Genomic DNA, 12,373 nt, shown 5'->3' on the forward strand with positions numbered 1-12,373 from the left:
AACGCCCCTGCGTTAGCCGGCCGCGGCTTTGCCGTCGACTCTGAGGCGGAATTCCTGGCTGACGTTGTCGGCGTCGATCAGAACGGCGAAGGAGGGGAGTTCGTACTTCATCCCTTGGAGTCCCCGGCGGCAGTGGCGATGACACTATGATAGCCGGCCGGGATGCTCCTTGGGTTTGGACAAATGCAGGTGTCCGGGAGGGGGCGGTGATGTGCCTGCCTTGTTACGAGCTCTCTCCGGGTTCCTGATTGAGCAGCTCGATATAGGCGCTGTAGGCAAAGACCCGGTTACGGCGATTGCCGGTGAGTTCGCGCACGATCCCGAATTGGTGTTCCAGTGCGTCCAGCGCTTTTCCGACCGTTGCAGCGGTTAGGCCGGTGCGACGGGTAATGGCGGGAATGTTGGAGATGGGGCGGGCATAGAGTGCATCCAGGACTTGGGTGGCGGAGCCGGCGAGCCGGCCCATGCCCGCCAGGCGCGCCTTGTCTCGCGCGTGGAGCGCGGTGAGCCGCTGTGCGGTCGCAACCGCCTCGGTGGCCGTATCCGTGATGGCGTCGACGAAGAAGAGGAGCCATGCTTCCCAGTCGCCATGCGTGCGCACCTGCTGGAGCAACTCGTAGTAGGTCTGGCGATGGCGCTTGAAGAAGACCGACAGGTAGAGCAGGGGCTCCTGCAGCACGCCAGTCTCGACGAGGACAAGGGGGATCAGCAGCCGCCCAAGCCGGCCGTTGCCATCCATGAAGGGGTGAATGGTCTCGAACTGGACGTGGGCGAGGGCTGCCTTGATGACCGGGGCTGTGTCCGCGTCGTTCAGGAAGCGTTCGAGGTTGGCGAAGCTGTCGTCGAGCAGACCGGGGGGCGGTGGCACGAACTGCGCCTCGTCGGCACGGTGACCGCCGATCCAGACCTGATTGCGCCGGAACTGGCCGGGGCTGCGCTGCACCCCGCGGCCCGAAGTCATCAGCGTCTCGTGCACTTCACAAATCAGCCGTCGACTGAGGGGCAAGCCTTCGCGCAGACGGCGTATGCCGAGGTCCAGCGCACTGACATAGCAGGAGACCTCCTGCACGTCATCCATCGGCACACCCGGCATGGCCTCCATCTCGAAGAGCATCAGGTCGGAGAGTGAGGACTGGGTGCCCTCGATCTGGGAGGACATGACCGCTTCCTTGCGGACATAGCTGTACAGGAAAAGGCGCGCATCGGGCAGCAGGGTGCTGATCGCATCGAGCCGGCCCAGTGCCAGCAGGGCGGCATCGATGCGGGCCTGCAGCTTGCCGTCGATGGCGAGCGGAGGCTCCGGCGGCAAGGTGGCTGGTAAGAAAGCCTGGCAGGGATGACCGCCCGCGATGCTGGGAGTAAAGGTACCGGTGAGTCCGCGATGCATGGCAGGAAGACGCAACCTAAAACAAGCGAATGCCTTATTTTACGATAAGGTGAAAATTAAAATAACGGCGACGCTTGTTTTACTTTGGGAACTTCACGCCAGCGGAATCACCCCGCCCAGCAACAGTCTTAGCAACTCCGTCTGCCGCGTCACCCCCGTTTTCGCAAAGATCGCCCGCAGCTGGCAGCGCGCCGTGTTGCGGCTGATGGACAGCTCTTCGGCCGCTTCGTCGACGGTGAGCCCGTCCAGCAGCTTGAGCGTAAGGGTCGACTCCGCGGGCGTCAGGCCGTAGAGGCGTTTCATCAGCGCCTGCGAGGCCTGCACGCGCGATTCGGAGTCGCGGATGACGACGACGGCGGCGGGGCGGTTGGCGGTTTCGGACCATTCGGTGATGGGGGCGGTGCGCACGAGAATGCCGAGGTTGCCGTGGCCGGCGGTGCGGGTGATGGACATCGCGCCGACGACGCCGGGGCCACGGTCGGTGTGGCCCGCGACGGCCTGCTCGATGAGGCGGTGCAGTTCGCGATTCTCGCTGCCGTAGGCGGCCTGGAGGCCGCCCTGGGCCACGCTGATGCCGTTGCGTTCGGCGAGGATCTCCTCGGCGGCGCGGTTGGTCTTGAGTACGCGCCCCTTCTTGTCCAGGATCACGGCGCCGATCGACAGGCGCTCCAGCGCGCCGGCGTAGACCGTGCGTTCGGCCTCGGTGGCGTCCTGCGTGGAGCGCAGGCGCACGGCGCATTTCAGGTGCGGCAGCAGCAGCGTGCAGAGCGCCCGCTCGTGCTCGGAGAAGGGAACCGAGCCAATCGGGCGGCTGACGCGGACGCGGCAGATGGCGTCGTTGCCGCCGCCCACGTCGGCGCCCATGTAGTAGCGGATGTTGAGCGGCTTGAGGAATTCCTGGTAGATGGCGCTCTTGAGCCAGTCCGCCTCGTTGATCACTTCGTCGACCGTGACCATGCGGTCGGCGGGCAGATTGACGAAGGGGTCCATCGCGTAGAAGAAGGTTTCGTACGTGGAGGCGATTGCCGGCTGGGCTTCGCCGGCGAAGACGACGCGCCACTGCTGCTCGGGCGTCGGCGGGCGCAGGATCAGCGAGACGTAGTTGGCGTCGAGCCGCTGGCGAAGGGCTTCGAGCAGCCGCGTCCAGGGCACCGTCTCCGTGACGCCTTCGTAGACGAGCCGGATGAGGTGGTCGTATTCGGCGACGCCGAGACCGGAGGCGGCGAATCGGCTTGCGAGGTCGGTCTCGGGTGCCATCGGGAATCCTCCAGTGTCGGGTCGGGCGCGCTGTCAGGGAGTGACCTGGGACTGCATCGCGGCGAGGAAATGCTCGGGGTAGGGCGGCAGTGTGCCCCATTCGCGCCGCGGGTCGTAGGCCGGGGCCTTGAACACCGTGCGCACGTGGCTGAACTCGATGAAGCCTTCGCGGCCGTGGTAGTGGCCCATGCCCGAGGCGCCGACGCCCCCGAAAGGCGCGTCCTGCATCGCGGCGTGGAACATCGCTTCGTTGATCGTGACGCCGCCCGAGAGAGTGTGGTCGAGCACGCGCTGCTGCTCGGCGGCGTCCTCGCCGAAGTAGTACAGCGCGAGGGGGCGCGGACGGGCGTTGATGTCGGCGATGACGGCGTCGATGTCGTCGTAGGGCAGCACGACCACGGCGGGGCCGAAAATCTCTTCCTGCATGATGCGGCAGCTGCGCGGCGGGTCGATGACGATGCGCAGCGGGCGGCGGCGGTCCGCGGGGTCGGCGGGTGTCGGCGCGGGCGTGACCTCGACGCGCGCGCCGGCCGCGGCGGCGTCGTCCACACAGGCTTCGACTCGGGCGAGATGGCGGGCGTTCACGACCGCGACGACGTCCGGGTTGCCGGCGACGGCGGGGAACAGGGAGGCGTAGGCGGACTTGAGCGCGCCGACAAAGTCCTCAAGCCGTTCGCGCGGGGCGTAGATCACGTCCGGGTTCACGCACAGCTGGCCGCCGTTGGAGCCCTTCGCGGCGGCGATGCGGAAGGCGGCGGTGGCGAGGTCGGCGCTGCGTGCGACGATCGTCGGCGACTTTCCGCCGAGTTCGAGCGTGACCGGCACGAGGTTCTCTGCGGCGTTGCGCATGACCTCGCGGCCGATGGCGGTGCTGCCGGTGAACACGAGATGGTCGAAGGGCTGGCGGCTGAAGGCTTCGCCGATGTCGGGGCCTCCGGTCACGACGCCGACGATGGCCGGGTCGATCGATGCGGCGAAGGTTTCGGCGACGGCGGCCGCGGTGCGCGGCGTGATTTCGGAGGGCTTCAGGATCGCGCGGTTGCCCGCCGCGAGCACGTAGGCGAGCGGGCTCAGCAGCGTGAATAGCGGCGCGTTCCAGGTGCCGATGATGCCCACCGAGCCCTTGGGCTGGTACATCACCCAGGCTTCGCCGCCGAAGTGATCGTAGGGCGTGAAGGGCTGGCGCTTCTCGGATTGCATCCACGCTTCGAGGTGGTCGCGCGCGTGCTTGAGCGAAGTGAGCGAGCCGAGCACGTCGTTCATCAGCGAGAAGCCCTTGGGCCGGCTGCCGAAGTCCGCTTCCATCGCGGTGACGAGGGCTTCGTGATGCTTGACGAGGAGGTCGATCACGGCCTGGATGCGCGCCCGGCGTTCTTCCGCACTGACCGGGCCGGCGGCCATGAAGGCGGTTTTCTGCTGCGCGAGCATTTCGTTCAGGCCGGCGACTGTGCTTACGGTGGATGTCATGGCGGGGGCGGTTCCGGTGGGTGTTCGGACAAGTGTCGCGCGGTGGAATGCAGCGTGCGCTTTGGACGCAACACTATCACTCCACGGCGAGGGCCGGCCTCGTCCGATCGGACCATGATCTCAATGATCGGTGGCGAATAGATCGAGCGCCCGGGCGGCCGATTCGCTTGCCTCTGCGCGAGGTGCCCGGATAGGCTTGGTTCGGCGCTTCCGTGCGGGCGCGCAATCTCGCTCACCTTTGTCCAGGCTGCTTTATGAACCGGTCGTCCCGTCAGATCGCCGTGCGCGCCACGTACATGCGCGGCGGCACCAGCAAGGGGGTGTTTTTCACCCCCGAGGATCTTCCCGAGGCAGTGCGGGACGCCCCCGCGCTGCGCGACGCGCTGTTGATGCGGGTCGTCGGCAGCCCGGATCCCTACGGCAAGCAGATCGATGGCATGGGGGGCGCCACCTCCAGCACCAGCAAGGTCGTTCTGGTGTGCCGCAGCCGTCGTGCGGACTGCGATGTCGACTACTGGTTCGGCGCCGTGTCGGTCGAGCGCCCCGTGATCGACTGGAGCGGAAACTGCGGCAATCTGACCGCGGCCGTCGCGCCCTTCGCGATTGCGCGCGGCCTGCTCGATGCGCCCGACGAGGGCCGGGCCGTGGTGCGGATCTGGCAGGCGAATATCGGCAGGAAGATCATCGCGCACGTGCCTATGCAGGGGGGCGAGGTGCAGGAGATGGGCGACTTCGAGCTGGATGGCGTGAGCTTCCCGGCGGCGGAGATCCGGCTCGAATTCCTCGATCCCGCGGCGGAGGAGGGCAGCGAGGGCGGGGCCATGTTTCCGTCCGGGCGTCCGATCGACGTGGTCGAGGTGCCGGGACTGGGGCGGATCGAGGCGACCTTGATCAATGCAGGCAATCCGACCATCTTCGTGGATGCGGCGGCGGTGGGCTTCCGCGGCACGGAGCTTCAACCCGAGATCAACCAGGACGAGGCGGTGCTCGCGCGCTGCGAGTCCTTGCGCGCCTTCGGGGCGGTGGCTATGGGTCTGGCCCGCAGCGCGGGCGAGGCGACGGAAAGCCGCCCGCACACGCCCAAACTCGCCTTCGTTGCGCCGCCGACGAGCTTCCCCGCGTCGGACGGGCGGCGGGTGGAGGCCGAAGCCATCGACCTGTGCGCGCGCATCCTGTCGATGGGCAAACTGCATCATGCGATGACCGGCACCGGCGCGATTGCCTTGGCCGTTGCGGCAGCCGTTCCCGGGACGGTGGTGTCGCGCCTGTTCGGCGCCGAGGGGCCGCGCGGGGAAATTCGCGTCGGCCATCCGTCGGGGCGTCTGACGGTGGGCGCTGCGGCCGCATGCGTCGGCGGAGCGTGGCGTGTCGAGCGGGCCACGATGAGCCGCAGTGCGCGGCGGCTGATGGATGGCTACGTGTTCGTGCCCGGCGATTACGCCCATCCCCCGAGCTGACACCTCCTCCTTTTCTCGCTGTCATCGCCGCTGGCGGCGCGGCATTCGCAGCGTCGGAGGGGGTGTGCATCCGGCGGGTTCGCTGTTAGTCCGTTGGGACGATGTTGCAGGCCTGGCCAACTTTGATACTGCGGCCATGTTCCCTGTATCCGGAGGCCCCCGATGACGTCGCAAGCGAGCTTCGATCCGCAGGCGTTCCGTGCCGCGCTCGGCACCTTTACGACCGGGGTCACGATCATCACGACGCGGGCGCCGGACGGCACGCCGGTCGGTGTGACGGCCAACAGTTTCAACTCCGTGTCGCTCAATCCGCCGCTGGTGCTGTGGAGCCTCGCGAAGAACGCGCGCAGCCTGGAGGCCTTCTCGGCGAGCCAGGACTGGAACGTGCATGTGCTGTCGGCGGCGCAGGAGGGCCTGTCGGGGCGCTTCGCGTCGCAGGGGGCGGACAAGTTCGGCGACATCGAGCTCGACGAGGGCATCAGCAAGGCGCCCTTGCTGCCCGGCTGCACGGCGCGCTTCCAGTGCCGCACCGCCTTCACCTACGAAGGCGGCGATCACGTGATCTTCGTCGGCGAAGTGCGCGCCTACGACCGCAGCGAGCACGCACCGCTCGTGTATCAGGCGGGCCAGTATGCGCTGGCGGCGCGCAAGCCGCGCAGCGAACTGCGGCTGGCCGCGCCGCCCCCGCCCGAGTGCAGCTACACCGAGGATCTGCTCGGCTACCTGCTGGGGCGCGCCCATTACCAGATGCTGTTCGGGCTGCGCCGCATGCTGGCGGGCGACGCGCTGGACGAGGCGAACTTTTTCCTGCTGTCGGTGCTGTGCATCCGCGACAACCTCACGCTCGACGAGATCAACGCCTTCGTCGGCTACACGGGGATCCAGGCGACGCCGGAAATGATGGCGGCGCTGGAGGCACGGCGCTTCGTGGCGTGCGAGCAGTACGGCAAGGTGAGCCGTTTCGTGCTGACCGCCGACGGGCGCGAAGTGACGCTGCGGCAGATCGCGCTGGCGAAGGCGCAGGAGGACAACCTCGCCGACAAGCTCGGCGCGGGCGACGTGATGGCGCTCAAGCTGATGCTCAAGCGCTTCGTCGCCGCGACCGATCCGGGGCTGCCCGACCTGTGGGCGCCGCGCTAAGTGTTTGCTGAGCGAGAGGCACGAACACTCCCTCCCCTTCAAGGGGAGGGCTGGGGTGGGGATGGGTTAAGCAGACGCCGCAGAAACCCATCCCCCTCCTAACCTCCCCCTTGAAGGGGGAGGAACAAAACAGACGGGACATCCGGATCACGAGTTCGATTTAAAGAGGACAGCATGAGCATCATCGATCGCTTCAGCATGGAAGGCCGCGTGGCCGTGGTGACGGGCGCGGGCCGCGGCATCGGGCGCGCGATTGCGCTGGCCTTTGCCGAGCGCGGCGCCGACGTGGTGTGCGCGGCGCGCACGCTGGCCGATGTCGAGGCCGTGGCGGCCGAGGTGCGCGCGATGGGACGCCGGGCACTGGCGGTGTCGTGCGACGTGAATGATTCCGGCCAGCGGGCCGCGCTCGTCGCCGCCGCACAGGAGGCCTTCGGGCGCGTGACGCATCTCGTGAACAACGCAGGCGGCGCCGGTCCGAACCATCCGCTGAAGATGACGCCCGGGGAGTTCGAGGAGGTGTTCCGCTTCAACGTGAGTTCCGCCTACGCGCTGAGCCAGTTGTGCGTGCCGCTGATGCGCGAGGCGGGCGGCGGCAACATCATCAACATCACCTCGGGCGCCGCGCGCTATGCGCAGCCGCACTTCAGCGCCTACGGCACGGCGAAGGCGGCGCTGACGCAACTGACGCGGCTGCTGGCGCAGGATTTCGCCCCCCAGGTGCGCGTGAATGCGATTGCGCCGGGCCCCGTCCTCACCGATGCGCTCAACCGCGTGCTGCCGCCCGAGATGCGCGACGGGATGATCAAAAACACCCCGCTGCAGAGCCTCGGCGAGACCGAGGACATCGCCGCCGCGGCGCTCTACCTCGGTTCCGATGCCTCGCGCTGGGTGACCGGCAAGGTCATCGAGGTCGATGGCGGGGCCGAATCGAGCGTGTGGCCGGGCTGAACCACCTTCCCGACAGAGACGACAACAAAGACAAGCATGGACGACTCCCTCATCGAAACCCTGGGCGACGAGCTGCACGCCGCGCTGCGCGGCCGACGCACGGTGGCACCCCTTAGCTCGCGCCACGACGGCATGTCCGTCGCCGACGCCTATCGCATTTCGCTGCGGCTGCTCGCGCGGCGCGAGGGGGAAGGCGAGCGCGTGATCGGCAAGAAGATCGGCGTCACGAGCAAGGCCGTGCAGGACATGCTCAACGTGCATCAGCCGGACTTCGGCTTCCTGACCGACGCGATGCAACTCGACGACGGCGCGACCGTGAGCCTCGCACAGGCCGGGCTGATCCAGCCGCGCGCCGAGGGCGAGATCGCTTTCATGCTGAAGGCCGACCTGCGCCGGCCGGGCGTGACGCGCGAGGAGGTGCTGGCGGCGACCGAGTGGGTCGCGCCGTGCTTCGAGATCGTCGATTCCCGCATCGACGACTGGAAGATCCGCATCCAGGACACGGTCGCGGACAACGCCTCCTGCGGCGTGTTCGTGGTCGGGCGCGAGCACGTCGATCCGCGCGGGCTGGATCTCGCCGCCTTGCGCATGGAGATGTTCCGCAACGGTGAGCCCGCGGGCAGCGGCCTCGGCTCGGCGGTGCAGGGCCACCCGGCGGAGGCGGTCGCGTGGCTCGCGAACACGCTCGGCGAGTTCGGCATCCCGTTCCGCAAGGGCGAGTTGATCCTCTCGGGTTCGCTCGCGCCGCTCGTGCCGGTCGTCGCGGGCGACCGCTTCACGATGCAGATCGACGGCCTGGGCGGCTGTTCGATCGGCTTCGGCCCCTAGTTTTCCGGTTGCAGGCACGCGGCGCGAAACCCATCGCTCTCCTCCTCCGCGCCGCGTGCGCTGCGCCACCCCAACAGAGAACCCATAAGGAAAACACGATGAAAAAGATCCGATGCGCGCTGATCGGGCCGGGCAACATCGGCACCGATCTGCTGTACAAGCTGCAGCGCAGCCCGGTGCTGGAGCCGGTGTGGATGGTCGGCATCGACCCGGACTCGGACGGCCTGGTGCGCGCGCGCGAAATGGGCCTGAAGACGACCGCCGAGGGCGTCGACGGCCTGCTGCCGCACGTCGCCGCGGACGACATCCGGATCGCCTTCGACGCGACCAGCGCCTACGTGCATGCCGAGAACAGCCGCAAGCTCAACGAGCTGGGTGTGCTGATGATCGACCTCACGCCCGCGGCGATCGGCCCGTACTGCGTGCCGCCGGTGAATCTCACCGGGCACGTCGGACGGCCGTCGCCGGGCCGCTCCCAAGACGGCCGAGCCCCCTCGGGGGGCAGCGAGCGGAGCGAGCGTGGGGGCCTGCTCTCTGAAATGAACGTGAACATGGTGACCTGCGGCGGGCAGGCGACGATCCCGATGGTCGCGGCGATTTCGCGCGTGCAGCCGGTCGCGTATGGCGAGATCATCGCGACCGTGTCGTCGCGCTCGATTGGCCCCGGCACACGCAAGAACATCGACGAGTTCACGCGCACCACGGCCGCTGCGGTCGAGAAGGTGGGTGGCGCGAAGCAGGGCAAGGCCATCGTCGTCATCAACCCGGCCGAGCCGCCGCTGATGATGCGCGACACCGTGCATTGCCTGACCGAATCCGAGCCCGACCAGGCGGCGATCAGCGCGTCCATCCACGCGATGATCGCGGACGTGCAGAAGTACGTGCCGGGCTACCGGCTCGTCAATGGCCCGGTCTTCGACGGCCAGCGCGTATCGGTCTTCCTGGAGGTCGAAGGTCTCGGCGACTACTTGCCGAAGTACGCCGGCAACCTCGACATCATGACCGCCGCTGCGGCGCGCACCGCCGAGATGTTCGCCGAGGAGATCCTCAAGGGCGAGCTGGTGCTGCAGCCGGTCGCCTCCCAACGTGTCGCAGCCTGAGGAGAACGCGATGGAACTGCGAGGCAGGAAGATCACCGTCCATGACATGACCCTGCGGGACGGCATGCACCCCAAGCGTCATCTGATGACGCTCGAACAGATGAAGACCATCGCCTGCGGCCTGGATGCGGCAGGCGTGCCGCTGATCGAGGTGACCCACGGCGACGGCCTCGGCGGCTCGTCGGTGAACTACGGTTTCCCGGCGCACACCGACGAGGAATACCTCGGCGCGGTCGTGCCGCTGATGAAGCAGGCGCGGGTGTCGGCGCTGCTGCTGCCGGGCATCGGCACCGTCGATCACTTGAAGATGGCGCACGGGCTGGGCGTCTCGACGATCCGCGTCGCCACCCACTGCACCGAGGCGGACGTCTCCGAGCAGCACATCGGCATGGCGCGCAAGCTCGGCATGGATACCGTCGGCTTCCTGATGATGGCGCACATGAACAGCCCCGAAGGGCTCGTCGCGCAGGCGAAGCTGATGGAGAGCTACGGCGCGAACTGCATCTACATCACCGACTCGGCCGGCTACATGCTGCCCGAGGACGTGCGCGCGCGCATCGGCGCGGTGCGTGCGGCGCTGCAGCCCTCGACCGAGCTGGGCTTCCACGGCCACCACAACCTCGCGATGGGCGTGGCGAACTCGATCGCGGCGATCGAGGCGGGCGCGAACCGTGTAGATGCCGCCGCAGCGGGCCTGGGGGCCGGCGCGGGCAACACGCCGATGGAAGTGCTGGTCGCGGTGTGCGCGCGGATGGGGATCGACACCGGCGTCGATGTCTTCAGGATCCAGGACGTCGCCGAGGATCTGGTCGTGCCGATCATGGACTTCCCGATCCGCATCGACCGCGACGCGCTCACGCTCGGCTACGCGGGCGTGTATGGCTCCTTCCTGCTCTTCGCCAAGCGCGCCGAGAAGAAATACGGCGTGCCCGCGCGCGAGATCCTCGTCGAGATGGGGCGGCGCGGGATGGTGGGCGGGCAGGAGGACATGATCGAGGATACCGCGATGACGCTGGCCAAGGCGCGGGCGGCGGCGTGAGCGGCCGGGGGCGCGGGCTTACTCCCTCCCCTTCAAGGGGAGGGTTGGGGTGGGGATGGGTTTTGCTGGCACGACGGAAACCCATCCCCCTCCTGGCCGGTGGTCTCGGCTTCGCCTCGCCGCTCCACAGGCAGCGAGCAGTGCTCGCCGAAACCCCTGTTCCGCCCCCCTTGAAGGGGGAGGGATGCGAGCCCCCAGCGCATCGCCCGCTTAATCCCAGATAGGAACCCCCATGTCCGCATCAAGCCCCACGACACCCGGCTGGCGCAGCCACGCGCTGCTCCTGCTGCTTGCGCTGATGTACGCGGACAACTTCGTCGGCCGGCAGATCATGGCGGTGATGATCGAGCCGATCAAACGCGAGTTCGCCGCGAGCGACACGGCGATGGGGCTGATCTCCGGGCTCGCGTTCGCCGGCGTGTATGCGCTGCTGGGCCTGCCCGCGGGCCGCATCGCGGATCGCGTCTCGCGCGTGCGGTTGCTCGCCGTGTCCGGGCTGATGTGGTGCGTGGCCACTGCGCTGTGCGGGCTCGCGACCGGGTTCGGGCTGCTGGTCCTCGCGCGCATGGCGGTGGCGGTGGCCGAGGCGCCGGCGACGCCGGCTTCGCTGTCCATCATCGCCGACCTCTATCCGCCGCAGCGCCGGTCCTTCGCGATCAGCTGCTTCACCGCGGCGCCGACCTTCGCCGCGATCCTCGCCTTGAGCGTGGGTGCGTGGCTGGTCGGCAGCTGGGGCTGGCGCAACGCCTTCATCATCGTCGCGCTGCCGGTGCTACCGGTCGCGGCCTTGCTCGCGTTCGCGGTGCGCGAACCGCGCCGTGGCGTCTGGGATGGCGGACATGCCCCCGACGCCGCCGGCGCCGCGGGCATGCGGGCGACGCTGCGCCAGCTGTGGGACTGCCGGCCCTACCGCTATCTGGTGCTGGCCAGCGCCGTGACGACGCTCGGCGCCAACGCCTACGGCATGTGGAATCCGACCTTCCTCGTGCGTTCGCATGGCCTGCCGCTGCAGCACGCCGGCCTGCTCGCGGGCCTCGTCGGGGGCACTTCGGCCGGCATCGGCATGCTCTTCAGCGGCTGGCTCACGGACCGCCTGACGCATCGCAGCCCGCGCTGGCACCTGCGCATCCCGCTCATCGGCCACGGTATCGCGGTGGTCTCGCTGGCGGCCTATCTGTTGTGGCCGCGCGCGACGTTGCTGCAGGCCGGATCGGTCGCGGTGCCGACGGCGATGCTGTGGTGCGGGCTCAACGGCTTCTTTTCGGTGTGGTGGGTCGCGCCTTCCTACAGCTACATCACGCATCTGGTAGCGCCCGGCCAGCGGGCGGTCGCGCTGGCCTGCCTCACCATCCTGACGACCTTACTGGGCGTCGGGGTCGGGCCGCTGCTGATCGGGGCGATCAGCGACGGCCTGCAACCGGTGTTCGCCGGCGAATCGCTGCGCCATGCGCTGCTCTTCGTGTGCCTGACGACCTGTGTGGCGATGCTCGCGATTCGGCGCGTGAAAGGGCTCGTCGGCGTCTCGCCGCAGGGGGCGCTCGCGGCGGCCGGAACGGCGACCTGAAGCGGAACGGAAGACGGGATCGCGGGTGGGATGAACAGGGGCCGGACGGCCCCTTTTTCACGTCTGCGCGATGCCTATTTGACCCCGTCCGCAATTGATCCGCCAACGGCCGCAAATGACTCGCTGCCGCCACTGCCGTGGAAATCGCGCTCGCTAAACTCGATTCGGCATGGAGGTGAAGTCCGC

At 68.3% G+C, this 12,373-nt stretch carries 10 protein-coding genes; 7 read left to right on the top strand and 3 right to left on the bottom strand.

Annotated features, from left to right (window positions below):
- Positions 1–223: 223 nt before the first annotated feature.
- The 3 genes from CDA09_RS09920 to CDA09_RS09930 all read right to left on the bottom strand — a co-directional run bounded on the left by CDA09_RS09920 (position 224) and on the right by CDA09_RS09930 (position 4,111).
- On the bottom strand, positions 224–1,387 hold the full coding sequence (locus tag CDA09_RS09920; RefSeq protein ID WP_121428472.1) for a Fic family protein: 1,164 nt from the start codon (positions 1,385–1,387) through the stop codon (positions 224–226).
- A 93-nt stretch (positions 1,388–1,480) separates the two neighbouring features.
- Positions 1,481–2,644 (bottom strand): helix-turn-helix transcriptional regulator, encoded by a 1,164-nt coding sequence (locus CDA09_RS09925; RefSeq protein ID WP_121428473.1) that lies wholly within the window; start codon positions 2,642–2,644, stop codon positions 1,481–1,483.
- Between the two features lie 33 nt (positions 2,645–2,677).
- Complete coding sequence (locus CDA09_RS09930) at positions 2,678–4,111, bottom strand: coniferyl aldehyde dehydrogenase (RefSeq protein ID WP_121428474.1); 1,434 nt, start codon at positions 4,109–4,111, stop codon at positions 2,678–2,680.
- A gap of 254 nt (positions 4,112–4,365) precedes the next feature.
- Between CDA09_RS09930 and prpF the strand changes: the two genes are divergently transcribed.
- The 7 genes from prpF (at position 4,366) to CDA09_RS09965 (ending at position 12,187) form a co-directional block, all read left to right on the top strand.
- Positions 4,366–5,568 carry a 2-methylaconitate cis-trans isomerase PrpF gene (prpF, locus tag CDA09_RS09935; RefSeq protein ID WP_121428475.1) on the top strand — a complete coding sequence of 401 codons (1,203 nt, stop codon included), beginning with the start codon at positions 4,366–4,368 and terminating at the stop codon, positions 5,566–5,568.
- Between the two features lie 162 nt (positions 5,569–5,730).
- The gene (locus CDA09_RS09940; RefSeq protein WP_121428476.1) at positions 5,731–6,708 is read left to right on the top strand and encodes a flavin reductase family protein; all 978 of its coding nucleotides are present in this window, start codon (positions 5,731–5,733) and stop codon (positions 6,706–6,708) included.
- A gap of 174 nt (positions 6,709–6,882) precedes the next feature.
- Positions 6,883–7,656, top strand: a complete 774-nt coding sequence (locus CDA09_RS09945; protein ID WP_121428477.1) for a glucose 1-dehydrogenase — start codon at positions 6,883–6,885, stop codon at positions 7,654–7,656.
- Between the two features lie 36 nt (positions 7,657–7,692).
- A complete protein-coding gene (locus tag CDA09_RS09950) occupies positions 7,693–8,484 on the top strand; it encodes a fumarylacetoacetate hydrolase family protein (RefSeq protein ID WP_121428478.1) in 792 nt (263 codons plus the stop codon).
- 98 nt (positions 8,485–8,582) lie between these two features.
- Positions 8,583–9,584, top strand: coding sequence for an acetaldehyde dehydrogenase (acetylating) (locus CDA09_RS09955; protein WP_121428479.1), 1,002 nt, complete (start codon positions 8,583–8,585; stop codon positions 9,582–9,584).
- Positions 9,585–9,594: 10 nt separating this feature from the next.
- A complete protein-coding gene (dmpG, locus tag CDA09_RS09960; RefSeq protein WP_121428480.1) occupies positions 9,595–10,623 on the top strand; it encodes a 4-hydroxy-2-oxovalerate aldolase in 1,029 nt (342 codons plus the stop codon).
- A 232-nt stretch (positions 10,624–10,855) separates the two neighbouring features.
- Entirely contained in the window at positions 10,856–12,187 is a 1,332-nt protein-coding gene (locus CDA09_RS09965; protein WP_121428481.1) for a spinster family MFS transporter, read from the top strand.
- The last annotated feature ends 186 nt before the right edge of the window (positions 12,188–12,373 follow it).

It is taken from the genome of Azoarcus sp. DN11, from assembly GCF_003628555.1.
Lineage (GTDB): Bacteria > Pseudomonadota > Gammaproteobacteria > Burkholderiales > Rhodocyclaceae > Aromatoleum.